This window comes from Croceicoccus sediminis (genome assembly GCF_007570835.1).
Lineage (GTDB): Bacteria > Pseudomonadota > Alphaproteobacteria > Sphingomonadales > Sphingomonadaceae > Croceicoccus > Croceicoccus sediminis.
In genome coordinates this window covers 194,219-217,427 of the sequence record NZ_SUNC01000003.1, presented here as the reverse complement: position 1 = coordinate 217,427, position 23,209 = coordinate 194,219, and the positions used below count along the sequence as shown (strand labels likewise).

General features: G+C 62.2%; 20 protein-coding genes. 9 read left to right on the top strand and 11 right to left on the bottom strand.

What is annotated here, in order from left to right; genetic code table 11:
- Positions 1 to 11: 11 nt before the first annotated feature.
- From FAX90_RS11685 to FAX90_RS11670, 4 genes are all read right to left on the bottom strand, one after another.
- Complete coding sequence (locus FAX90_RS11685) at positions 12 to 2,624, bottom strand: TonB-dependent receptor plug domain-containing protein (RefSeq protein ID WP_170234966.1); 2,613 nt, start codon at positions 2,622 to 2,624, stop codon at positions 12 to 14.
- Positions 2,625 to 2,803: 179 nt separating this feature from the next.
- Positions 2,804 to 4,666 carry a bifunctional sugar phosphate isomerase/epimerase/4-hydroxyphenylpyruvate dioxygenase family protein gene (locus FAX90_RS11680; protein WP_144097597.1) on the bottom strand — a complete coding sequence of 621 codons (1,863 nt, stop codon included), beginning with the start codon at positions 4,664 to 4,666 and terminating at the stop codon, positions 2,804 to 2,806.
- Entirely contained in the window at positions 4,663 to 5,541 is an 879-nt protein-coding gene (locus FAX90_RS11675; RefSeq protein ID WP_144097596.1) for a shikimate dehydrogenase, read from the bottom strand. The genes FAX90_RS11680 and FAX90_RS11675 overlap by 4 nt, the downstream gene beginning before the upstream one ends.
- The gene (locus FAX90_RS11670) at positions 5,538 to 6,848 is read right to left on the bottom strand and encodes an MFS transporter (RefSeq protein ID WP_144097595.1); all 1,311 of its coding nucleotides are present in this window, start codon (positions 6,846 to 6,848) and stop codon (positions 5,538 to 5,540) included. The genes FAX90_RS11675 and FAX90_RS11670 overlap by 4 nt, the downstream gene beginning before the upstream one ends.
- Positions 6,849 to 7,070: 222 nt before the next feature.
- On the opposite strand from FAX90_RS11670, the gene FAX90_RS11665 reads away from it, so the two are divergent.
- Genes FAX90_RS11665 through FAX90_RS11655 form a run of 3 tightly spaced genes read left to right on the top strand, consistent with a single transcriptional unit; the run spans position 7,071 to position 10,473 of the window.
- Positions 7,071 to 7,730, top strand: coding sequence for a TetR/AcrR family transcriptional regulator (locus FAX90_RS11665; protein WP_205700681.1), 660 nt, complete (start codon positions 7,071 to 7,073; stop codon positions 7,728 to 7,730).
- Positions 7,727 to 9,454 carry a tannase/feruloyl esterase family alpha/beta hydrolase gene (locus FAX90_RS11660; RefSeq protein ID WP_144097593.1) on the top strand — a complete coding sequence of 576 codons (1,728 nt, stop codon included), beginning with the start codon at positions 7,727 to 7,729 and terminating at the stop codon, positions 9,452 to 9,454. Before FAX90_RS11665 ends, FAX90_RS11660 begins: the two co-directional genes overlap by 4 nt.
- Positions 9,455 to 9,507: 53 nt before the next feature.
- On the top strand, positions 9,508 to 10,473 hold the full coding sequence (locus FAX90_RS11655; RefSeq protein ID WP_240704877.1) for an alpha/beta hydrolase family protein: 966 nt from the start codon (positions 9,508 to 9,510) through the stop codon (positions 10,471 to 10,473).
- Between the two features lie 111 nt (positions 10,474 to 10,584).
- Here FAX90_RS11655 and FAX90_RS11650 read toward each other — a convergent pair whose 3' ends face one another.
- From FAX90_RS11650 to FAX90_RS11635, 4 genes are all read right to left on the bottom strand, one after another.
- Positions 10,585 to 11,910, bottom strand: a complete 1,326-nt coding sequence (locus FAX90_RS11650; protein ID WP_144097592.1) for an APC family permease — start codon at positions 11,908 to 11,910, stop codon at positions 10,585 to 10,587.
- Positions 11,911 to 12,108: 198 nt separating this feature from the next.
- The gene (locus FAX90_RS11645; protein ID WP_205700680.1) at positions 12,109 to 12,828 is read right to left on the bottom strand and encodes a DUF6629 family protein; all 720 of its coding nucleotides are present in this window, start codon (positions 12,826 to 12,828) and stop codon (positions 12,109 to 12,111) included.
- A 115-nt stretch (positions 12,829 to 12,943) separates the two neighbouring features.
- A complete protein-coding gene (locus tag FAX90_RS11640) occupies positions 12,944 to 13,981 on the bottom strand; it encodes an FUSC family protein (RefSeq protein WP_144097591.1) in 1,038 nt (345 codons plus the stop codon).
- Between the two features lie 255 nt (positions 13,982 to 14,236).
- Positions 14,237 to 14,617, bottom strand: a complete 381-nt coding sequence (locus FAX90_RS11635) for a DUF2147 domain-containing protein (protein WP_170234965.1) — start codon at positions 14,615 to 14,617, stop codon at positions 14,237 to 14,239.
- Between the two features lie 176 nt (positions 14,618 to 14,793).
- Here FAX90_RS11635 and FAX90_RS11630 point away from each other — a divergent pair, with 176 nt between their 5' ends.
- Both FAX90_RS11630 and FAX90_RS11625 read left to right on the top strand, forming a co-directional pair.
- Positions 14,794 to 15,504, top strand: a complete 711-nt coding sequence (locus FAX90_RS11630) for an SDR family NAD(P)-dependent oxidoreductase (RefSeq protein WP_144097589.1) — start codon at positions 14,794 to 14,796, stop codon at positions 15,502 to 15,504.
- A gap of 35 nt (positions 15,505 to 15,539) precedes the next feature.
- Positions 15,540 to 16,217: a nitroreductase gene (locus FAX90_RS11625; RefSeq protein ID WP_144097588.1), complete on the top strand. Its 678-nt coding sequence runs from the start codon at positions 15,540 to 15,542 to the stop codon at positions 16,215 to 16,217.
- A gap of 34 nt (positions 16,218 to 16,251) precedes the next feature.
- Here the strand turns inward: FAX90_RS11625 and FAX90_RS11620 are convergent, their stop codons facing one another.
- Complete coding sequence (locus FAX90_RS11620; protein ID WP_276612354.1) at positions 16,252 to 16,713, bottom strand: FadR/GntR family transcriptional regulator; 462 nt, start codon at positions 16,711 to 16,713, stop codon at positions 16,252 to 16,254.
- A gap of 305 nt (positions 16,714 to 17,018) precedes the next feature.
- On the opposite strand from FAX90_RS11620, the gene FAX90_RS11615 reads away from it, so the two are divergent.
- The 4 genes from FAX90_RS11615 (at position 17,019) to FAX90_RS11600 (ending at position 21,108) form a co-directional block, all read left to right on the top strand.
- Entirely contained in the window at positions 17,019 to 17,471 is a 453-nt protein-coding gene (locus tag FAX90_RS11615; RefSeq protein ID WP_144097586.1) for a tRNA (cytidine(34)-2'-O)-methyltransferase, read from the top strand.
- Between the two features lie 212 nt (positions 17,472 to 17,683).
- Positions 17,684 to 18,199, top strand: a complete 516-nt coding sequence (locus FAX90_RS11610) for a MarR family winged helix-turn-helix transcriptional regulator (RefSeq protein ID WP_144097585.1) — start codon at positions 17,684 to 17,686, stop codon at positions 18,197 to 18,199.
- An 83-nt stretch (positions 18,200 to 18,282) separates the two neighbouring features.
- Positions 18,283 to 20,607, top strand: coding sequence for a bifunctional salicylyl-CoA 5-hydroxylase/oxidoreductase (locus FAX90_RS11605; protein ID WP_144097584.1), 2,325 nt, complete (start codon positions 18,283 to 18,285; stop codon positions 20,605 to 20,607).
- 30 nt (positions 20,608 to 20,637) lie between these two features.
- Complete coding sequence (locus FAX90_RS11600) at positions 20,638 to 21,108, top strand: MarR family winged helix-turn-helix transcriptional regulator (protein WP_144097583.1); 471 nt, start codon at positions 20,638 to 20,640, stop codon at positions 21,106 to 21,108.
- 13 nt (positions 21,109 to 21,121) lie between these two features.
- Here FAX90_RS11600 and FAX90_RS11595 read toward each other — a convergent pair whose 3' ends face one another.
- Together FAX90_RS11595 and FAX90_RS11590 are read right to left on the bottom strand one after the other, a co-directional pair.
- Entirely contained in the window at positions 21,122 to 21,823 is a 702-nt protein-coding gene (locus FAX90_RS11595; protein ID WP_144097582.1) for a VIT1/CCC1 transporter family protein, read from the bottom strand.
- Positions 21,824 to 21,963: 140 nt separating this feature from the next.
- Positions 21,964 to 23,127 carry an FAD-dependent oxidoreductase gene (locus FAX90_RS11590; protein WP_144097581.1) on the bottom strand — a complete coding sequence of 388 codons (1,164 nt, stop codon included), beginning with the start codon at positions 23,125 to 23,127 and terminating at the stop codon, positions 21,964 to 21,966.
- Positions 23,128 to 23,209 lie beyond the last annotated feature (82 nt).

Here is a 23,209-nt window from a genome sequence, read left to right as displayed (position 1 = left end):
GGCCATCCCCATCAGAACCCGACGCGGACGCCGATTGCGACCGTGCGACCGATCGCGCTGTGCGCGTTGGGATCGAACGCGAGGTTGCCGTTGGGCACGTAGGGCGGATCGTTGTCGAAGATGTCCTGCACATCCAGCGAGAACGTGATGCCGTCGGCAAAGCTGGACGGTTCATCCACCCTCAAACGCAGGGCCAGGTCGAATTCCGTGTGTGACGGCACGTCCTGAACCGGGGTGACGGTGTTGTTGTCGTAGCTGCCATAGTGGTTGGCGTACACGGTGGCCGAGAAGTTGCCGACGTCTGCCCCGGCGTAGGCGCGGGCGATAAACGATGCCGGGTTGTTGATCGTGTCCAGCACGTCCTGCAGCGGCGTGCCCGAGATGATCGAGCGATCGAAGCTGAGGATCTTGGTGGCATTGAAACCGATCCGCCATGCGCCCCAATCCGCATCGGCTTCGTAGCTGCCGATGAATTCCAGACCGTCGGTCTTGTTCGCACCCAAGTTCACCTTGCGGCCGTCGACAATGGCGTCGACATCGCTTGGCGATGCAGGCGGGGCGCTGAACAGCCCACCGGCGATGATCGCGTTCACCACGTCAAGCGACGGGTTATAGGTGACGATCGGGGCCAGGTCCGGATTTTGCAGTGCTGTGAAATCGTTGCCCGGGGTCGCGATACGGTTCGTGTAGTCGACGTTGTAGTACGTGACGGAGAGGCTGAGCCCCGGAACCGAATCCGGCTTCCAGTCTGCGCCCAACGACCAGGTGGTCGCCTCTTCGGGCGCAAGACCGGGGTTGCCGCCGCGCAGGAACAGGACGTTGGCCGGGTCGCCATTGGCATCGATGAACTGCCGGTACTGGTTGAAGGGCAGGCCCGTATCGGACAGCGTCGGCGCGCGGAACGAAGTGCCGTAGCTGCCGCGCAGCGTCAGCGAATCCACCGGGCGGAAGGTCACGCCGAACTTCGGATTGAACGTGTCGCCAACGTCGTTGTAATCGTCATAGCGACCGGCTGCCGATACGTTCAGTTCCGGCCCGTCACCGCCCAGGATCGGCAGGAAGACTTCGCCGAAGACGGAGTTGATCTTGCGGTCGAAATTGGTCTGGAACGGGGCAAGATCCTGGAAATTGATTTCCTGCCTTGCGGCGCCCAGAGCAACCCGGACATCGCCCGCGGGTAGAGCGAACAGCGGACCGTCCACCGACAGGCCGTATTCCTGGATGCCATAGTCGGTATCCACGCGGAAAGGACTGACGAACGAAGCGATGGTGGCAGGATTGTTGTTGCCCGTCGAACTGAACGGGTTGAACGCCGTTGCCGGATCGGGGTCAGCCAGTGCAGCAGCCAGCGCTGCACCCGCCGGACCGGATCCCAGGCTAAACGTCAGCGACCGTTCCTTGTCGTGACCATAGGCATAGAAGGCGTTGCCGGACCAGCCTGAGCCCAGTTCCGCGTTCAACCCGCCCGTGATGTGATAGGCTTCCTGAGAGGATGGCGCGCGTTCGTTACCGAGCTCGTTGATGAAAGAATACGACACGGTCACGCGCTCGCCGGGGGCGCCTGGATTGACGTAGAAGGGGTTGGATTCCGGCACGTCGAACTGCGCGGTCAGCGCGGTGCGGTTGAGGACGCCCTTACGCTTTGCGTAAAAGCCCTGTGCGTAGAATTCGATGCCGTCGGTGATTGCCTGCTGGAACGTGGTGGCCACGCTGTAGCGTTCCTGGGCCGGCAGGGCGTCCACGCCCAGGTAGGCGCTCTGCAGATTGCGCGTCCCCGCGACGAAATCGCCGGCCGTCAGGTTGGTGCCGTCGCCGTCGGGAATGGCGTAATTCACGCCGCCCACGGTCACGTTGCCGGGGGCCGAATTGAGGGAGCGAAGATCCGGCCCACCGAAAGGCGTGAAGTCGTCGGTGTAGAAATCACGCTCACGGGCGGCCAGCGCACCGCGGTCGTTATACTCGCCAGCGACCATGATGGAGCCGGTGCCCCACGTCTTGCCGATCGCCGCGCCAAGCTGATATTCCTCGAAGCCATCGGCAAGGCGCACGCGGCCCATTGCCTCGGCGCCGTCGAAGTTCTTGCGCAGCAGGATGTTCACCACGCCGCCCACGGCATCGGAACCGTAGATGCCAGAGCTGCCGTCGGCGAGGACTTCCAGTCGCGAGATCGCCATCGTCGGGATGACCGAAGGGTCGAAGAACTGGCTCTGCGTGCCGGCGGCGGGCAGGCGCCTGCCGTCAAGCAGGGTCAGGGTGGATTCGGCACCCAGCCCGCGCAAGTTGATACCCGTACCGAATGTACGGTTCGCGTTCTGGTTGTTGGCCGAGGTGAACGATGCTTCGCTCGCCCCGAAGTTGAACACCTGCGGCAGTTCGGACAACAGCTCGGTGGTGGTCGATGCGGTGCTCTGCTCGATGTCGTCGCGGCTCAGCCCGATCACCGGCGAACCCACCGGATCGATGCCGCGGATACGGCTGCCGGTCACGACGATCGGATCGCTCTGCGTATCAGGCTCGATGCCTGCACCGGCATCCTGTGCCAGCGCCGCGGCCGGAAGGCAAAGCGCGATCAGCGAGCCCGTGCCCAGCAAGGCGCCAAGGTTCGCCGACAGATTTTTGCGCATGTTATTCATCCTCATTTCTCCCACCATCGTTCCGATATTTCTTGTGAAGTTGTTCCAGGTATCTGCGGTTGTGCCGGCGGCGTTTGCGATGCCCGCGGCAGGCGTGAATTTGGTCATTTTGGTTATCTCCCCTCCCGGAAATGCGTTTCGCGATCTGCTGTCTCGTGCGGCCACATGGCTCACATCCATTCCGGATCGCGGTGGTTGGCCTGTGCGCTGAGGCGCGTGGCGGCGTTTGATGCGCCGAACGCGTCGTAATTGCGGCGCTGGACGACTTCGAAAAACACCCGCTTGGCCACGGCGCGGCTGTAGAACTGGAAGTACTCGCCCTGCTCGTCGCGGTCGTAGAGGATGTTCGCGGCGCGCAGCTGTTCCAGAAAGTCCGGCTCGAGCCCGAAGCGCGCCTCGATATCGTCGTAATAGTTGGGTCCGATGGATAGCAGCGGCAGGCCCGCGTCGGCCGCTGCCTGCGCCGCCCGAAAGATATCGTCGGTCGCAAGCGCGATATGCTGCACCCCCGCCCCGAAATAGTTGCGGATGAAGCGCGACGTCAGCGACTGGTGCGCCAGCGATCCGTTGAGCGTGAAGCGCACGCTGCGATCAGCGTTCTGCACGGCCTGGCTGTAGATCAGGCCCATGGGGTCCGCGATTTCCAGCTGCGCGGTCGTATCCATGTCGAACAGCGATACGTAGAACAGCAACCAGCTAAGGAACTCGCCCTGCTGCATCGTCTGGGCAACGTGATCGATGCGCGTCAGTAGGGGAGAGGCGTTTTCCGGTTCCTTGAGGTCGGGAAATTCCTGCTCCCACATCGCCGCGCTCTGCGCCGCATCGACAAGGTAGAGCAGGCTGCCCCCCAGGCCGCGCAGGCTGGGAATGTCCCATTCGTCGGGGGCCGCGGCCTGTTCGAAACGTTCGATGCCCAGAGCCTGTGCGCGGTCGAGCGCGGCCTTCTGGTCGGTTACGCCAAGTCCGATTGCGCAGACCGATCCGCCGTGGACCATGTCGTGGCTATGCGCATAGCCATCGGGCTCGGAATTGAGCACGAAGTTGATGTCGCCCTGCTTCCAGCGCGTCACGTCCTTGTTGCGGTGCCTGGCGACCGGCGTGAAGCCGAGGGCGCGGAAATAGCGGGCGAACTCCTCCGCCTCATCATGGCTGGCGGCAAATTCGATGAACTCGGTGCTGGTCACGGCGACCCGGTCGGGCAACGTCGGCGTGCGGCCAAGCTTGCGCGCCGCCTCGTCCTCCAGGAAGTGTAGCGAGCGAAGGCCGTCCACCGCGAGTTGGGAGGCCGCGCCGGCGCGGAACTGGTCGTTGAAGATTTCGAGGCTGAACCAACCGTCGTAACCGGTGCGCTGGATGGCGGCGACGTATTCGGCCACCGGCCAGTCGCCCTGTCCCGGGAGCACGCGGAAATGGCGGCTCCAGCTCAGCGGGTCCATCGACAGGCGCGGGGCATCGGCAAGTTGCACGAAGAACAGCTTTTCCGCGCGGATATCGCCGATGCTGCTGCTGGGAATGTCGCGGGCGAGCGAGTGGAACGAGTCGAGCACGAGACCGATCGCGGGGTGATCCACGTCGCGCACCAGCGACCACGCGTCGCGATGGTCGTTCACGTGGCGGCCCCATGCCAGTGCCTCGTAACCGATGCGCTTGCCGTGACGGGCTGCCAGTTCACCGAGTTCGTGCAAGTCGTCCAGCATGCGTTGGCGTTCGGGCAAGGCGATGGGCGAACAGTTCGAACACAGCAGCACGAGGTCAGTACCAAGCGCATCCATGATCTCGAACTTGCGCTCCATGCGCGCGAAGGCGGCGGTGCGCTGCGGTTCTGGCATCCCTTCCAGATCGCGAAACGGCTGGAACATGGTGCATGCGAGGCCAAGATCACGCATCATCTGCGCGATCGTGCGAGCGTCCTGCGGTGCGCCGATCAGGTCGTTCTCGAAAATCTCGACGCCGCCGAAACCGGCGTTTGCTGCGGATTGCAGCTTGTCGGCAAGCGGACCGCTGAGACAGACCGAGGCGATCGAAGTCTTCATGCCGCACCTCGCTTGGCATCGCCGTCGCCGGAGTCGAGCGCGGCGAGCATCCGGTCGCGGTCGGGTTCCATTCCGGTGAACTGGCGAAAAGCCTCGGCAGCCTGCCCGATGACCATGGGCGCGCCGTCGGCCGTTGCCAGCCCGCGTTGGCGTGCGGCCTTCAGCAGCTCGGTTTCCCGCGGAAAGTAGATCACGTCGGCAAGCCATTGACCGGCTGAAAGAAGGTCGGGATCGAACGGCATGCCGGGATGGCGCACCATGCCGACCGGCGTGGACTGGACGATGCCGCGCGCGCCGTCGATCGCCTCGGAAGGCGACGCGCAGGCGACGATCCGGGCTTCGGGGAAGGCTAGCCGGAGGCGGCTGGACAGGGCCTCGATCCGGGCGGCGGAAGAATCGTGAATGCGCAACTCGCGCGTTCCGGACTCGAGCAGTGCGAAGGCCGTGGCCGAACCCGCGCCGCCGGCGCCGATCTGACCCACGATGTCGCGCGGCTCGTTCGGCAAGGACTGGTCGAGCAGGAACTGGAACCCGATCCAGTCGGTATTGCTGCCCACCATCCGCCCATCGCGGAAGGTCACGCAGTTTACCGCGCCAAGGGCCGCTGCGGTCGGGTCCACATCGTCCAGCAGCGGAATGACCGCCTGCTTGAAGGGATGCGTAACGTTGACCCCGCTGAAACCGCGCTGCTGCAACTGGGCCAACTGGTCGGCCAGGGCATCGTCGGCAAGGCCGAGGACATCGAAGTCGAACAGGTCGTAAGTCAGCGCGAGGCCGAGGCAGGCCGCTTCGGCTTCGTGGATTGCCGGCGAGGACGACGCGGTAATCGCGCGCCCCAGCAGGCCGACCTTCAAGGGGGTGCTATCGCTTGTCATGACTGCCTCTTGGGAACCGCGACGAGCAGGACCAGCAAACCGGCAAGCACGGCGGGGACGGCATAGATCGCGAAGATCGCGCCGACCGGAAGATCGGCTGCGACGAGATAGCCGCCAACCAGCGGGCCGAGCACGGCACCGATGCGGCCCACGCCCATCGACCAGCCGATGCCGGTGCTGCGGATCTCGGTGGGATAGAAGCGCGCGGACAGGGCCCAGAAGCCGTTGAAGCCGCCCTGTACCGTGACACCGACCGCAAGGGCCGAAAGCAGCGTGAGCGCCAGCGGCATCGAAATGTTGCCGAAGATCAGCATCGCCACTGCGGAGCCGAAGAAGAACAGCGAGATCACGCGTGGCAGGGCAAAGCGCACGGCCAGCCAGCCCATCGCGCTCGTGCCCAGGAAAGCGCCAAGGTTATACGTCGCCCCGGCATAGATCGCCTGGTCGACCGGCAGCCCGGCGCGGGTGGTCAGTTCCGGGATCCAGTTGATCACGAAGTAGAGGACGAAATAGCCAAGCGCGACGGCCAGCCAGAGGGTAAGGCCCGAACGCAGCCGGCCATCTTCGAACAGGCGCAGCAAAGGCAGTCTGGCGGCAGCTGCCGGCTTTGGCGGCAGGGCATCGAGCGGTTCGCGGCCCAGCCGAGCGCCAATCCTGTTGGCCCGTGCCAACGCGTTCCTTGGCTGGCGACGGAGCAGGAAATCGACCGATTCCGGCATCAGCAGCACCGCGATGAGCAGCAGGACGAGGCTGAGGACACCGATGGTCAGCAAGACCACGCGCCAACCGTAATCGGGCAGCAGCGCGACAGTGAGAAACGCAGTGATGATCGAGCCGAAAGGCCAGCCCGCCTGCACGAAGCCGACAGCGAAATCCTGATAACGCGGGGGCGCGAATTCCGAGGCCATTGCCGTCATCGTGACGCCGATCGTGCCGACGCCGAGGCCAACCACGAACCGCGCGAGAACCATCGCCTGAACCGAGTGTACTTGCGAGGAAATGACCATCGCCACGGCGACGACGGTCAGCGCGCCGATGATAAGCGGACGGCGGCCGAATCGGTCCGCCAGCGGCGCGATCAGCAGGCAGCCGCCTGCCATACCGGCAAGGCTGGCGCTGAAAATCACGCCGAGATCGGTGGGCGCGATCGCCCATTCGTCGGACAGGACAGGTGCGACGAACGACATGACCAGCAGGTCTGCCCCGTCGAGCATGTTCAGAAGGAAACACAGGCCGACAGCGATAATCTGCAGCGGCTTCCAGCCACGCGCACCGTCAGCCTGGGAAAGGCCGGTCGCTCCGCTCATCGGATCGTCCGGAAGGCGGCTGGTGCCGCACGGCAAGTGCTGAATGCGATCATGACGTCCTCTCTCCATCCGCCCCCAATTCAGGAAGGTCGGTTGCCGACTCATTAAACGTACCGGTTTGTCCGGTCAACAACGAACATACCAGTTGGAATGTTATTGCGTGCGGTTCCTCTTTTTGCCTATGAGACATGCAGAAGATGACCGTGGGAGAGGATGAGAGCCGTGGCACAGGCCATTACCAAGGAGCGCCGTAAGCGTGATTCGTCGGCCACCCGGGCCGAGCTGATCGCGATCGCGACCGACGAATTCGCCGAAAAAGGCCTTGCCGGTGCGAGGGTCGAGGAGATTGCTGCGCGTACCGCGACCAGCAAGCACATGATCTACTACCACTTCGGCAGCAAGGACGGGCTGTATCGCGCGGTACTGGAGCAGGCCTACGACGAGTTTCGCGTTGCCGAGGGATCGTTCGATTACGATGACCTGACAGCGCTCGATGCCCTTTCGGCACTGGTAGGCGCCACGTTCGACGTGCACGCCCGCTGCCCGCAGATCGTCCGCATCATCATGGCGGAAAACATCAATTGCGGTCAGCAGATCAGGTCGATCGACAGTTTCCAGCAGCGTGAACTTGCCCTGGATACGCTTCGGCGGATCCTCGATCGCGGGGCAGCGGACGGCACGCTGCGAAGCGGCCTCGATCCCTTGCAAATCCACCTGACCGTGAGCGCGCTGTGCTTTCACTATATCGCGAACGTGCACACGTTCGGTCACGTCTTCGAATTCGATGCCCACTCCGCCGAGCATATGAAGGCCCGGCGTAAAGAGGTTGTCGCAACCGTAATCAGCCGTTGCGCGGCGACGGCGGGAGAGGAAAAACGATGAACTATCGCGCTGTTCTGGCGACCACTTGTCTCGCCACCCTGCTGGCCGGTTGTGCCGGTTACGGCGAGCCTGCATCCGGCCCCGTCGCCGGTGTATCGTCCCTTTCCGATCGGTGTGCCGCCCTGGGCGCAGACCTGATGGCAGGCGCACCGGTCGACGATCTCGTCATTACGACCGGCGCTTGGAAGGAAGCAGCCGCAGTTGAGGGCACCGGCCCGGATACGCAGCCAATGACGCCCGCGCACTGCCTCGTCGAAGGCTATTACGGCGGACACGAAGGCCTTGTCGGCGGCTCGTACCGGACAGGTTTTCGCATGCGCCTGCCGCTCGACTGGAACGGCCGCTTCCTGTTCGAAGGCGGGGGCGGATCCAACGGCCTGATCCGCGATGCCACCGGTCAGAACGGGTTGGGCAACACCCCCGCGCTGTCACGTGGCTATGCCGTGATCGCGCAAGACAGCGGGCACGACAACGATCGCAACAACGTGCCTTCGCACGGCGGGCAACTGGCATTCGGGCACGATCCGCAGGCCCGGGCCGACTATGGCCATGCCAGCCTGAAACCGACTTACGATCTTGGCCAATTCATCGTGACCACTTTCTACGGCCGCAAAAGCGATACCAATCTCTTCTGGGGCTGTTCGAAGGGCGGTCAGGAAGGGATGGCTTTCGCCCAGCGTTATCCCGATGCCTTCGACGGGATCGTCGCCATGGCGCCGGGCATGTCCCTGCCGCGCGCTGCGCTGGCCCAGACTTGGGATACGCAGGCGCTTGCGAAAGTGCTGACCTCGCGCGGCGAGACGCCGACGGTGAACGGATTGCGAACGCTGTTTTCGGATGCGCAATTCGACCTGGTCGGCAAGGCGACACTGGCCGCCTGCGACCGGCTTGACGGCGCAGAGGACGGTATGGTGACCGCGATCGGCCAGTGCACCACGGCGCGCGTCGAACCGGAATTGCGAGCGCGTCAGTGCAAGGCGAATGGCGAGAGCGAGTGTCTCGACAAGGCGCAGGTGGATGCCCTGATCGAGATCATGGCCGGGCCTCGTGATGCTGCCGGCAATTCGCTCTATTCCAGCTGGGCCTGGGATGGCGGCGTCGGTTCGCAGGGCTGGCAGGTCTGGAAGACCGGCTTTGTCGGCGGGCCACCGTCGCTGAACGTGGTGTTGGGCGGGAACGCGCTGGCTTCCATCTTCACCACTCTTCCCACGCCGATTGAGGCGGATGAGGAGGCACTGCTCAAGTGGCAACTGGCCTTTGATTTCGACAAGGACGCGCCGAAAATCTATGCCGTGGAGCCGCCTTACACGACCAGCGCGTGGCAGGATGTCGGCATGCGATCGACAGACCTTTCCGCCTTTCGCGAACATGGCGGAAAACTGATCGTGCCGCATGGCAGCAGCGATCCCGTGTTCTCCGTGCTAGATACGATCGACTGGTGGAACGGGGTCAACGCCGCAAACGATGGAGCCGCCGCGGACTTTGCGCGGGTCTTCCCGGTTCCGGGCATGACGCATTGCCGGGGCGGGCCCTCGACCGACCATTTCGACGCGCTTGCTGCGCTCGAAAGCTGGGTGATCGACGGGGTGGCACCTGCCGCGATTCCGGCGACCGCGGCGGACGAAACACCGTGGCCGGGTCGCGAGATGCCGCTTTGCCCGTACCCGCAAATTGCCTTGGCCGATGGTGACGGCAGCTATCGATGCGGTGTTCCGGGGCAGTAAGGCTTGCCGGGCTCAGGCAGACGCCGCGAGGAGATTTGACAGTGCGGATGATCATGATCGCGTTTGCAGGGCTGGCTCTCTGGTCCGCTCCGCCCGCGTCGGCTCAGCAGCAGGACATCGACGCAGAACTGGATGCTTACGCGGCGATGCCCAATGGTCCCGGATCAGGGAAATATCCGGCGATCATGGAAGTCGATCCCTCACTGCCGGACCATGTCATCTACCGGCCTGCGGATCTTTCCCGGCTGGATCGCCGCAAGCTGCCTGTCGTCGTTTGGGGCAATGGCGGGTGCAGCGCCGATGCGGCGAGCTCTCGCCTGCATCTGCTGGAGATCGCCTCCCACGGTTACCTCGTCATCGCGGCCGGGCAGATTCTGAGCGGGCCCGGTGCCGAGAATGCGCGCGAAACGGTGGCCAAACCTGCGGCCGATGGCGGGCTGCCTGACGCAGCGGTGACCGCAGACGATATGGTGGCGGGTATCGACTGGGCGCTGGCCGAGAACGCCCGGCGCGGCAGCCGTTATTTCGGGCTTGTCGACAAACGGCGGATCGCCGCCTCGGGGCGCAGCTGCGGCGGCCTTCTTGCCTTGCGCGTTGCGGCCGATCCGCGTGTGAAGGCGGTCATACTGCACAACAGCGGCACCTTTCCGGTCGGCAACACGCTCATGGTCGGCGGGGTCGATGGCAGTCGAACCTTGTTGCAGGGCCTCCATACACCGGTGCTCTACGTCATGGGCGGGAAGATCGATATCGCCTACCAGAATGCCCTCGACGACTTTGCCGCGATAGAAGCGCAGCCGGTCTTCCTGGCCAGTCAGGATGTCGGCCACGGCGGTTCGTTCCGGCAGCCGAACGGCGGGGAAGGCGCGCGCGTCGCGGTCGCCTGGCTCGATTGGCAACTCCGCCACTCGATCTGTGCGGGCATGCTGTTCACAGGCGAAGAGTGCGAACTGTGTCGTGCACCCGGCTGGACCGTGATGCGCAAATCGCTTCCAGACGCGAACTTACGTGGCTGGTAACGATTACTCCATCGGGGGCATGGCGATCTACCCATGGGTCGCCTGCCATGATTGTTTGCACGCCGATATCGACCACCGGCCTGCCTGAGCTCTACAGGCTTTGCTTCCTGCCTAAGACGGCTGGGCCGCTTCGTCGCTGTCAGTCTCGATCGAGACCTTGCCCAGAAACTTCCGGTTGATGCCCGTGAATACCACGGCGAACAGGATGACACCTGCAAAGATATAAAGCTCGAGATCGTTCTTTCCGGACAGGTGCCACAGGAAAAACGCCAACAGCCCCCCGTTCAGCAGCGCTCCCAGCCACAGGAGCACGAGGCGGCCGCCTGCGGTGTTCCGGTTGTTGTAGATCGCGCCCAGCGGGATGAACGTGTGCACCAGCAGAAAGGTCGCGCTTGCGACATCGCCTATCTGCGAAAGGTCCAGCAGCATGATCATTGCGATCACGATGGCGACAGTCGCCACCATTGCGATATTGCCCTGACGCAGGAAAACGGGCCGGGCCAGTACCTGGCTCACCTCGTTATGTTTTGCCATGTAACTGACGGTGTTCGAGCCGGAGAAGATGTTGGCATTGATGTTAGTCATCGTCGAAATCATCGCGGTGATGCCGATGATGAGGAAGCCGGTGGTCCCAAGATCCGGCTTGGCGGCGGCGGCCAGGGCATAATCCTTGGCACTTTCGATGGTCGACAGGTCAATGCTGCCGAAGACGGCCACGTCGAGAGCGATGTAAACAGCGCCGACGAGCAGGATCGCGATAAGGATCGCCTTGGCTATGACAGACTTGCTCTCCACGCTGCCGCCTGCATTCGCGATGACTGCAAAGCCGGCAAAGGAAAGGTTGGCAAGTCCGACAGCATTAATGAAATTGCCGAAGCCAAAGCTGACCGCGCTGTTGTTCGCTGAATATGTAGCGGCATCGAACCGAGTGAAGGCGATTGCCGTAAAGCCGACCAGAACGATCAGCTTGGCGATCACGAGGATCTTTTCTGCGACCCCCATAAGCTTGATGCCAAGCGCATTGACGAGCAGGAACGCCAGCATCACCCCGATGGCGAAATAGTCCACCCATCCCGTGCCAAGCGACAGGACCTTTGCCGTGTAATGGCCGAAGCTCTCGGCCACGAGGCCCAGGACGATTGCGATGGAGAGAAAATAGCAGAAAGCAATCGCGCTGCCGATCAGGCCGCCGTTCCAGCCGCGCGTCAGATATTCGGCCACGCCGCCATTGCTGTTCGAGATTTTGGAGAGATCGTAATAGGCATAGCCTGCCAGCGCGGAAACGAGCCCTGAAACAAGAAACGCAGCCCATGCATAGCCGCCGGCCAAAGTAGAGATTTGTCCGAACAGGGCAAAAATACCCGCTCCAATCATCGTCCCGACACCCAGCGAGACAACTTCGACCAAAGAGAGCGTGGCTCGGCCCGTCTTGTTCATGCATTCGGCCTCTCAATCAGCAAGAGACCGCCATTCGATCTCCCACGGTAAGGCCAAGAGGAGGCGTGTTATCTTGTTCTTGCGCCTCTGCCATAAGGCCTCAGCCCTTTTTTGACGAGGGGTCCTGCCAAAGACAACATGAATTTGCACGATTCGCGCATACTCGCGCGGGAAGCATTCAGGTCGCGCGGGTTCTCGTCAGACTGTCGAAGTTGCAGCGGTGCCCAGGGAAGCCGGGTCTTGCACTGCATCTTTGGTGCGATACCGCGACCAACTGATGTTTCCTTGCCTGAACTGCCAATAGAGCATCACGCTGACGATGGCGGCATAGAGGCACCAGACAGACGAAAACGCATACTGCTTTACGATTGCCACCACAGTCAGGCCGACAAGATTGAGGATGCCGAACCAGCGAACGACCTTGTGCCCGGACAGGACCAGCGCACCGCAGGTGACAAATATATAGAGAGCGCCGGTTACGAGGCTTTCGGTTTCCGGATTGCGATAAGCGATGGAGTGATGCTCCGCAGCGACCTGTGTCTGGAAGCCCATCACGCCATACGTCATATAGATCATCAGCCCGAAAGCGATTGCAACGATCGCGCCGATGACATTCCGCCGCCATCCCTCCCGCTCTATCAGCAGGACGCTTAGGGGCATCAGAAAGGGCAATATCGCCTGCGCGTAGAGAACGAATAGCAAGGACGAGTTTTCCAACGCCAGGGAGCCAATTTTCTGATCGAGCCCAAGCCAGACAAACCCTTCGATGAACTGGTGAAGCGCGAACAGGAGCGGCATTGAGGCTAGCAGCACTTCACGCGGATGCTCCGCATGTCGCAATGTCGCAATTCCGACCGTTCCGATGATCGCCGCCGCAGCAAAATTCACTTCCGCCGAAATGCACACGTTAACGCCCAACCTTCTTATCGCAGGAAAGCACCCACACACCGCACCTCGTTAATGCCTCTGCAAAAACCTTTGCAACAGGCCTGATGCTTTATTCGCGCGACAAATCCCCGTCATCTGTGCCCGCCTAGTGCTGCTGCAATGCTCTCAAGGCTTCCTTGTCCGAGACATAGAGCAGGGCCACTCCGCATCCCGCCAGCAAGGCAGCCAGTCCCGCTCCGGCAGCGAAGTCCACCAATCGCGCGACGGCGAGCTGTTTCAACGGAGAGTGTTCGCTGACGATGAGGATGATCGCCAGGGTAATCGAGGCAGATCCGAAGATCTGGGTTTTGGGGATGTATCTTTGGGTGAAGACAAATCCGGTGATCGCGATCGCCGCCACCAGCATAGGCGGCAGTGCCATGCTCCCGATCAGATAGGCCAACCCGCAACCTATGGCCGTGCCGATCACGCGTTTGGCGGCGCGGGTGAAATATCGGGTGTGCGGTGGCAGGCTCAGGATTGCGAGGCATAAGGGGAACCAGAAGCCGTGTCCGGACAGCAGGTTCTGCCCAACCCACGTGGCAAAGGCGATGCCGACAGCGAACAGGGCGCCAAAGATAAGCGCATAGGCGCGCGATGGCTTGGAATCGGTCTCGTCCCCGCCCCCTCCGAACAGTCTGATGATCGTGAGGCTCCACGCTAATCCAGCGATCTGGGCAGCGGCGATGACCAGGTCCTTGTCGACCGGGAGGATTGAGCCTGTGTATATCGTCCAAACCACCATCGAGATGATCGCCGGCATGGAAATTCCGCGCCGCCCCGCCAGTCCGGCGACCATTGCTAGGCCCGCGCCGATGGCCGGTGCCCATGCCTCGTGGTGGAGCGTGAAATAGCCCGCGATCACAGCCAGCAGAACGAATGGCGCGGTGTAGAATACGCCGGCTCGCCGTGCGCCCATGGTTCCTGGAAACGCCCCCATGAATGCGCCGATGCCTGCAATCATCCCGAATGCAAGCCCGATCGCCAGCGGAGGTATCAGGATCGCGACGCAATTGACCGCGACCGATTTCCAGGGGGTCGCATCGCCGTCGAGCAACCAGAACTTTAGCGAAGTCAGATCCTGCCGCGGCACGGAATCGTTCAGCTCCGGCTGAAATTCACTGTTGATTTGCGGATTGCTCATTCAACGTCCACTCTTGCCGAGTTTAGCCGACTGTCGCGCGTGCTGACCGGGGTGGTCAAGATCGTAGCGCCGTGGTTCGTGATTATGGTCTGCTGCAAATCTCAGATCCGGTCAAAAGTTCCGAAACCGATCGCGACCGTCAGCGCATGTTGCGATCTGGAGCCGGGTGGCAACAATCGGTTGATGCTCGGGTAGTCATCTCGGGCGCAGTGAACGATAGAGCGCGGTCATGCTGCCTGTTCTTGAAGGGTGGTTTCAATCGACCTTGGACCAGGTCTGCGACTTGCAGACAAGACCGCCGAATTCGCAGCCCGAAATCTTGAGATGATCGGCGTCGATCAGCGAAATATGGGCCGCGACATGGATGTTCATGTCAGGCACGAAAGCCGTTCCGGACCAGGCAGTTGAATCGACGCGGACGAAACTCTGCAAGAGGTCTGTGCCAACCAGATTGGCGACCCCTGCGCGTCGGGCATCTTCCTGTGCCTTGGGCGATGCCGTCACAACGACGCCGCACAGGTTTCTTCCGCAGTATTCCGTCCGAACCTCGACTGTTCCGTCCGGGTTTTGCCAGACACCCAGTATCGGATTGGAGCCTTCGGCTTGCTGACCCCTTGCCGTGGCCGGCGCAGCCATCACGGCACCGGCACACAGAGCGAGCGAGAGAACGCGAACTCGCCCTGACATTTCTCTACCCATCGTTGAGCCCGCCTTCCCGCTCTCTCGTTGATCTGAATTCAGACGAGGCCATGGCGGCCCTCACGATGACTTAACGGCGAATTGTCGCCGAATGCAACGCCCGCCTCAAGCCGATGAAGGAAGAGGCGAACGCGTCCGACTGCGCGGCGGCGGTCAACGCAGCAGGCGGCAAAGCGATAGGCTTAACCTGCGAAGTGACCGACGAGGCACAGGTCAAGGCCGCCGTGCAAAGGGCCGTGGCCGAACTGGGCAGGGTGGATATCCTCGTCAACAACGCCGCGATCTTCAACCAGAAGGGCGTGCTCGACATGCCTCTGGATGCGTGGCGGCAGCAGACCGACATCATCCTCGGCGGCACGTTCCTGTTCACCAAGCATGCCGCGCAGGCGATGATCGACTGCGGCGAAGGCGGGGTGATCGTCAACATCATCTCGACGGCCGGTCATCAGGGAGAGCCCGGCAATATCGCCTATTGCACGGCCAAGGGCGGGCTACTGAACTTCACCAAGTCGACAGCCATGGAACTGGCCCGGCACGGGATCCGCGTCGTCAGCCTGACCCCCACGGCGACCGATCCATGGGAAATGTTCGACCGCGCCGGCAAGTGGGGCCGCGACATGAAGAGGCCGGAGGGCATGGCAGCCCTGATCGACAAGTTCCGCAAGCGCATCCCGATGCAACCGCTGCCCAAGCCTAGCGATTACGGCCGCGCGCTGGCGTTCCTCGTCTCGGATGATGCGGCGATGATCACGGGCACCGACTTGCGGGTGGATGCAGGGGCGGTGGCGCGCTATTGGGCCTGGGATCCAGCGGCCGAGAGCTAAGGCAAGCCGCGTTACAGGCAGAAGTGGAGCGCGGTATGAGCGATGACAGGTCAGTAGAGGCGGCGGTGCGGGCGCGGCGATCCATACGTGCTTTCACGGCCGAGCCTGTGCCGGACGCAACGCTGGAAGCGATCCTGTCTGCGGCGCTGTGTGCGCCATCGGGCGGCAACCTGCAGCCATGGCACATCCATGTCGTTCGCGGCGATACTCTGGACCGGCTCAAATCGGCCATGCGACTGGCGCACGAGGCCGGCGAGAGCGAGGTGCCCGAACACGCCATCTATCCGGAGAGCCTGTGGGACCCCTATCGTACCCGCCGGTTCCAGAATGGCGAGGACCTCTATCGTACGATCGGGGTCGAGCGGACGGACAAGGCGGCGCGATTGAAGCAGCTGTCGCAGAACTTCCAGTTTTTCGGAGCGCCGGTCGGCCTGTTTTTCACGATAGACCGGCGCATGGGCGCGGCGCAGTGGATGGACCTCGGCATCGTGATGCAGACGGTGATGCTGCTTGCCGTGGAACACGGACTGGGCACGTGCCCGCAGGCTGCATGGGCGCTGTGGCCCGACACCTTGCGAAGAACGCTGAACCTCGATGCGGACATGATGGTCGTTGCCGGCATGGCACTCGGCCACGAGGACAAGGCGCATGCGATCAACACGCTTCGAACGACGAGACAGAGCGCCGATGAAGCGGTTACCTGGCATGGCTAGCCGAGGGTTCTGAGCCCGCTGCCGGTGCTGGCTTTCAGGGCTTGTTGCGGCGTTCGCCCTGTATCGCTGACGAAGCGACGAGATCGAGGTCGTGAAGCTGACGCGCGCGATCGGCCACCTTGGCCTGAAGCTGCGCCATGTGCGTTTTCATCTCGGCAGCGGCGGCGACGCGATCGTGCGCACGCAGGTGTGCGAGGAGACTGCGCCGCGACGCGATAACCAGATCGTAGACCTCGGGCTGCGTCTTCAAAAGGATCTGCGCCACCACTTCGGTCAACGACTGTATCAGCAACGCCAGGACTTCGTTGTGCACAGCGCGCCCAAGGTATTCGTGAAACGAGCCGACGAGCCTGACTTTCTTGTGCAGATCGGTCTCGTCCCGACATAGCTCGGCCTGGCGAATGTTCGCCTCCAGCGCATCGAAATCCGCGTCCGTTCCGCGATCGGCTGCCTGTTCGGCGGCAATGCACAGCAGGCAGGTGCGTGCCTCGGTCAGGTCGTCGAGTGAGATCGCACCCAGAAAAATAAGATCGGTAATGGACCGCGTGACGGTGCGGGTGTCCCTGCTGCCGACGAATGCGCCCCCTCTGATCCCCCGGCGAAGCGGGGTAGTACATTACCACCGGCGCGATTACTGGAGTCCACGAGAGCGCAAACGGCCAACTGGTTCAGGCTCGCTTCGAAACGCTCGGCACGATTGGCGCAAGGATCGCCTGACAAAGACTGCCTGTGGAACCGACAGGCTATCCTGCGGGCAATGCGTGACTTGCATGGCTTTCCGGCCGGTGCCAATCGTCCTCTATGCGTATTGCCCTGTTCGAACCCGAAATCGCCGGAAACGTTGGTGCCATCCTCAGGCTCGGTGCCTGCATGGGTGTGGCGGTGGACCTGATCGAGCCGATGGGCTTTGCGTGGGATGATAAACGTGTTCGCCGCACGGCTATGGATTACATCGATCACGTCACCATTGCACGACACACCGGATTTGATGCGTTCATGCGTACGGCCGGGTCGAGCAGGCTGATCCTGTTCACCACAAAGGCCGCCCAATCGGCCTACGAATTCGACTACACGGCTGATGACATCCTGCTGTTCGGCAAGGAGAGTGCAGGCGTACCACTTTCCGTCGCCGATGCTTGCCACGCCAGAGTTCGTGTTCCGATGCGGCCCGAAGTTCGTTCGTTGAACGTCGCCACGTCGGCGGCGCTCGCGGTCGGGGAAGCCTTGCGACAGACAACCGCGCTGCCCCGGTAAGCAGATGCGCGAGGGCCGTGCGAGCGATCGCGGTGCTGCCCCCGACGAGCCCTATTCGCCCAGCCGACCGTGCTGGTCCAACCGGATCGGTAGGGGTGATGGCAGCCAAGTAGGCAGCCTCGCTATCAACTTACTTGCGTATGCAAGTTATATCACTTGTAGATGCAAGTTGTTTTGGTTATGCCATGGTCAGTTCTGGCGAGATGAGGATCATGGCAGTTTCCCTGAAGCATCGCGGCGACCCGGCCTCTGAATTGTTCGAGGTCGAGAGTTATCCGTTTTATCGGCTCAACCGCGCTGCAAGCCGCTATAACCGGCTGATCGAGGCGGAGCTGCGCAAGATCGATCTGGAGGTTCTCGCCTGGCGCGTGCTGCTGATCCTTGGTGAAACATCGCCGCTTCCGGCAGCCAAGGTGGCCGAGTTGTGCTTCATCAATATCTCGACGCTAACCCGCCTGATCGAGCGGATGAAGCGGGCAGGGCTGGTCCTTACCTCGACCAGTGAGAGTGACAGGCGGGTCACGCAAATCGACATGACCGACGATGGCCTGACCAAGCTTCGCGAGGCGCGGACCATTACGGCGCCGTTCTACCAGCGCGCCGTGAAAGGCTTCAGCGAGCGAGAACTGTCCTCGCTCTTGAGGATGCTCGACCAGCTTCACGACAACCTCGAAGAGCCGGCAATTCAGGACGCGCCGAGAGCGCGCAAGCTCGCCAGCACCGTGTAAGTTTCGGACCTGAGTCTGGGGCGGGGGCTGACAGTGACGACTAATTATTTTAGGTATGAAATAATCTGAGAAGGATAGGCCAAATGCGTATTGCATGTCTGGGTGGAGGGCCGGCAGGGCTCTATTTCGCCATTTCGATGAAGCTTCGCGAGCCTGCGCACGAAATCCACGTTTTCGAACGCAACAAGGCCGGAGACACGTTCGGATGGGGCGTGGTCTTTTCGGATCAGACGCTTGAAAACCTGACCGGCAACGATCCGGTCAGCGCCAGGACGATCATCGACCGTTTCGCGCACTGGGACGATATCGAAGTGGTCGTCGGCGACCGTTCGATGAAGTCGGGCGGCCACGGGTTTATCGGCATCGGGCGCAAGCAGTTGCTGGTCATCCTGCAGGAACGCGCCCGTGAACTGGGGATCTACCTGCATTTCGAATACCAGTTCGACGGCGATCTGGAGCCCTGGTCGGATTACGACCTGATCGTCGCGGCCGACGGCATCAATAGCCAGGTCCGCAACCGGTTCGAGGACAGGTTCGACACCGACATCCAGGTGCGAGAGAACAAGTTCATGTGGCTTGGCACGACGCGGATGTTCGATGCCTTCGCCTTCATCTTCGAACAGACCGAGCATGGCTGGATCTGGGCGCATGCCTATCGGTTCGACGATACGCACTCGACGTTCATCGTCGAATGTTCGCAGGAAACTTGGGATGCCTTCGGGTTCGAACATTTGAGCCAGGACGAATCGATCGCGGCGTGTGAGAAAATCTTCGCCCGGCATCTTGATGGCCACGCCCTGCTGACCAACGCCAGCCACTTGCGCGGATCGGCGGCGTGGATCAATTTCCGGCGCGTGCTGTGCCACAAGTGGTCCTTCGACAATGTCGTCCTGTTGGGTGACGCTGCCCATACGGCGCATTTCTCGATCGGCTCGGGGACGAAGCTGGCGCTGGAAGATGCGATGAAGCTTGCCGAAGTTCTCGACCGGCCCGGCCTCGACAACCGGGCGACGATGGCTGCAGCGCTCGAAGAGTACCAGGAGGTGCGCCAGCTGGAAGTGCTGAAAATCCAGAACAGCGCCCGCAATTCGACCGAGTGGTTCGAGACGCTCGATCGCTATCTCGATTTCGACCTTCCGCAATTCACATACTCGCTGATGACGCGAAGCCAGAGGATCAGCCACGACAACCTGCGCGAACGCGATGGCGCCTGGCTGGCCGAGGTCGAGCGTTGGTTCGCGGGCGAGGCCGATACGGGCGAGGGCGAGCGCCCGACCGAACCCATGTTCCTGCCCTATCAGTTGGGCGGGATGCACCTCGACAACCGGATCGTCGTCGCCCCGATGCTGACTTACAGCTGCGACGCGCAAGGCAGGACGACCGATTTCCATACCGCGCACTATATCGCACGCGGCCTTGGCGGTGCCGGGCTGGTGATGACGGAGATGGTCGCGGTTTCGCCGGAAGGACGGCCGACGCCGGCGTGTCCGGGGCTGTGGAACGACGATCAGATCGACGGCTGGGCGCGCATCAACCGCGCGATCCATGAACAGGGCGGCGCGAAGACGGGCATTCAGCTCGGTCATGCCGGGCCCAGGGCCGCTTGCCAGGTGCCGGACCGCGAACACCCGGCCTACGACGTTCCGATGGAGGACCCCTGGGAGATTCTTTCGGCAAGCACCACTCCGTGGAGCAGGGACGGGACCATCCCGAAGGAAATGTCTCTTGCCGATATCGACCGGGTCGTAGGCGCCTTTGCCGATGCCGCGCGCCGCGCCAATCAGGCCGGCTTCGACATGGTCGAGATTCAGGCCGGGCACGGTTTCCTGTTGTCCAGCTTCATCACGCCGGTTTTGAACCAGCGCACGGACGACTACGGCGGATCGCTGGAAAACCGCATGCGCCTTACCCTGCGGATCGTCGCAGCCGTGCGCGAGGCCTTGCCTGCGTCCAAACCCATCGCCGTGCGCATCTCTGCGTCAGACTGGATGGGCGATGCGGGAATTCAGCCGCATGACGCGGTTGAGATCGCCGCGATGCTGAAATCGGCAGGCGTCGATATCGTCGACGTTTCAAGCGGCGAGATATCGCCCGATGCAAAGCCGGTCTATGGCCGCCTGTATCAGACGCCGTTCGCCGACCGCATCCGCAACGAAGCGCACATACCAACCATCGCGGTCGGCAATATCACCGAACGCGACCAGGCCAATTCGATCCTGATCGCCGGACGCGCCGACCTTGTCGCCATCGGGCGGCCGCACCTCAGTGATCCGGCATGGACTGCGCGGGCCGCGGCAGAGGCGCAGAATAAAGCGTTTCGCGTGCCTTTCGCTTATGCTCCCGGTCAGGCACAGCTGCGGCAGCTTTTCCGTCGCCGTCAGGAGATGGAGGAGAGCATGCACGCATGAACGAGACGACTGCGCACAGGAGTAGGCACGATGCGAGAGAACAAGGCTGGTCGCCCTGACGGTGCACTGGAAGTGCGGGTATGGCTGCGCCTGCTGCGCTATACGATGACCGTTGAAAAGCGTCTGCGCCGCAAGATGATCGTGGACTTCGACACGACCCTTCCTCGCTTCGATGTCCTTGCCGCGCTCGACCGAGCGGGCGGGGAAGGGCTGACCATGGGGCAGTTGTCGTCATCGCTGCTGGTTTCGAACGGCAATGTCACCGCTCTTGTGCGCCAGTTGCAGGACCGGGGCTGGATAAACTCCGTCCGCAGCGCGCAGGATGCCCGGACCACTTTCGTGCAGCTCACCGCGGCCGGGCGCGCGGCGTTCGAGGAACAGGCGCAAGCGCACCACGAATGGATAGAGGCGAGCATGGCCCACATGCCGGAGGATCGCTTGACGCTGCTTTACGAAATTCTCGGCGAACTTCGCCGTAAGGACAAGGGATCTGCCGACTGACTTGGCAATCCGTTCACCCGAAGTAACTGAACAGATGCCCCGTCAGCCAGGTAACGCCCATCGCCGCTACGCCCCAGAACACCACGCGGGAAATGCCGCGAAGCGTCACCTGCGAACCCGCTTTACCGGCGAGGTAGCCCAGCAACACGAGGGCGAGGATGCAACTGGCCAGGATGACCGGTTCGACAGAACCGGCAGGCGCGAAATAGGCCGCCGACAGGGGCAGGATCGCTCCTGCGGTAAAACTCGTGGCGGAAGACAGGGCGGCGGATATCGGCCTTGCCTTCAATTGCTCTGAAATACCCAGTTCGTCGCGTGCATGGGCGGCCAAGGGATCTGCCGCCATCAATTGCCGTGCCACTTGCGCGGCGAGGTCCTGCGACAGTCCTCTCGTTTCATAGATTCCGGCCAGCTCCGCTTCCTCGGCCTCCGGATCGTCAGCCAGTTCCTGGCGTTCCTTGCTCAGCTCTGCTTCTTCGAGGTCGTGTTGGGCGCTGACCGAGATATATTCGCCCGCCGCCATCGACATCGCCCCGCCGACCAGCGCCGCGACGCCGCCAATCAGGATGTGCGTGCGATCCCCGGATGCAGCCGCGATTCCCAGCAACAGGCTGGAAACCGAAACGATTCCGTCGTTCGCCCCCAGCGCGGCCGCCCTGAGCGACCCTCCGATGGCAAGTCTGTGTCTTTCTTTGTGAACCGGGCATCTGCTCATTACGAAGGGATAGAGCCATCATTTGGGTGATCGTCAACGATGTTTAACCGATCTTAGAAATGGGGTGGAGAGCGGCAGTCTGGTTCCCATCCGCCACCTTGTAATGGCAACCTGCTGCTCGCATTCACCTTCTCGCTTCCTCAGCGGTTATCCAGTTCAGCCAGCTTTCGGGCGACGAGCGTGGAAGCACCCGGAATGTGATCCACGAGCATGAGCAGAGTGTTTCTCACATGCCGTGCAGGGCCCGACTTCAGTGTCGCTGCTCGGGTCATCCTGTCCGTCGTTTCGACGACGTTCTGCGCAATCGAATGCCGGCTTTGCGCCCAGTCCGTCAGACCCGAATTCGATCCACCGGCAATTGCCGCCCGCAGCGGATCGGCAAGTGAGACCGCGTCCTGAATGCCGGTGTTCATACCTTGTCCGCCGGCTGGACTGTGCACATGGGCCGCATCTCCGCAAAGCAGAACGCGCCCCTGCATCGGCGAACCTGCGATACGATGCTGGATATGGAATCTTGAGCTCCAGACCAGATCTTCAACGTGCGGCGCGGCGCCGCTTACGCCCCGTTGAGCGAGCAGGGATTCGATAACTTCACGGCCGGGATTCTCAGGTGCTTCGGCGACTGTCGCGACGATGCGAAAGCGGTCATCCGGCAGTGGAGCAACGACAAGCAGGCCATCCGGGGAAAAGAAGAGGCTGACCTCATCGCGCGTGATCGGCCAGTTCATGCGGACATCGGCAAGGATAAAGCTTTCTTCGTAGCTTCCGCCTTCGAACGGTATCCCGAAAATCTCCCGGATACGGCTATGAGCGCCGTCGCAGCCCACAAGCCATTTCGTCCTTATCACCCGCGACCGCGCGCCATCGTCGAGTGTGACCGCTATTTCGTCGTCAATTTCTCTTGCGGCTGTCGCCTCGACAGGTCTCAGCACCTGGCCGCCAAGCTCCTCGAGCCGGTTCAGTAGGACTGTCTCGGTCTGGTCCTGCGGACACATGAGCGTGAACGGGTAGTTGGTATCGAGGGACCTGAAATCGGCCTCCATCAATATCCGTTCCTTGTCCCTGATCCGAAAGATCGGAACGATCACGCCTCGCGCTCGCAGGTCTTCGACGATACCGAGCGAATCCAGGACTTCGAGCGTACGGGCGTGAATGACTGCTGCGCGCGATGTATTCGCGCCTGCCGCCAACCGGTCCACGATAACCGGGCTTACGCCAAGGCGGCATAGCTCACATGCCAGCGCAAGGCCGCTGGGTCCGGCTCCTACGATCAGCACGTCGGTTGTTTCTGGAAACTCGGCCACGGTTGGCCTCCTTCTTGCGTCACTTAACTCTTGGATCGAGGCGGGAAAAAAGGGTGGTGAACCGGGCCCCGAGGGAGGGGAA

Coding starts and splice junctions, on each gene's coding strand:
- FAX90_RS11625 (WP_144097588.1), top strand. CDS start 15,540: ATGAGCGATGACAGGTCAGTAGAGGCGGCGGTGCGGGCGCGGCGATCC.
- FAX90_RS11675 (WP_144097596.1), bottom strand. CDS start 5,541: ATGACAAGCGATAGCACCCCCTTGAAGGTCGGCCTGCTGGGGCGCGCG.
- FAX90_RS11670 (WP_144097595.1), bottom strand. CDS start 6,848: ATGAGCGGAGCGACCGGCCTTTCCCAGGCTGACGGTGCGCGTGGCTGG.
- FAX90_RS11610 (WP_144097585.1), top strand. CDS start 17,684: ATGGCAGTTTCCCTGAAGCATCGCGGCGACCCGGCCTCTGAATTGTTC.
- FAX90_RS11630 (WP_144097589.1), top strand. CDS start 14,794: ATGAAGGAAGAGGCGAACGCGTCCGACTGCGCGGCGGCGGTCAACGCA.
- FAX90_RS11680 (WP_144097597.1), bottom strand. CDS start 4,666: ATGAAGACTTCGATCGCCTCGGTCTGTCTCAGCGGTCCGCTTGCCGAC.
- FAX90_RS11600 (WP_144097583.1), top strand. CDS start 20,638: ATGCGAGAGAACAAGGCTGGTCGCCCTGACGGTGCACTGGAAGTGCGG.
- FAX90_RS11685 (WP_170234966.1), bottom strand. CDS start 2,624: ATGCGCAAAAATCTGTCGGCGAACCTTGGCGCCTTGCTGGGCACGGGC.
- FAX90_RS11635 (WP_170234965.1), bottom strand. CDS start 14,617: ATGGCTGCGCCGGCCACGGCAAGGGGTCAGCAAGCCGAAGGCTCCAAT.
- FAX90_RS11595 (WP_144097582.1), bottom strand. CDS start 21,823: ATGAGCAGATGCCCGGTTCACAAAGAAAGACACAGACTTGCCATCGGA.
- FAX90_RS11650 (WP_144097592.1), bottom strand. CDS start 11,910: ATGAACAAGACGGGCCGAGCCACGCTCTCTTTGGTCGAAGTTGTCTCG.
- FAX90_RS11615 (WP_144097586.1), top strand. CDS start 17,019: ATGCGTATTGCCCTGTTCGAACCCGAAATCGCCGGAAACGTTGGTGCC.
- FAX90_RS11605 (WP_144097584.1), top strand. CDS start 18,283: ATGCGTATTGCATGTCTGGGTGGAGGGCCGGCAGGGCTCTATTTCGCC.
- FAX90_RS11660 (WP_144097593.1), top strand. CDS start 7,727: ATGAACTATCGCGCTGTTCTGGCGACCACTTGTCTCGCCACCCTGCTG.
- FAX90_RS11640 (WP_144097591.1), bottom strand. CDS start 13,981: ATGAGCAATCCGCAAATCAACAGTGAATTTCAGCCGGAGCTGAACGAT.
- FAX90_RS11655 (WP_240704877.1), top strand. CDS start 9,508: ATGATCGCGTTTGCAGGGCTGGCTCTCTGGTCCGCTCCGCCCGCGTCG.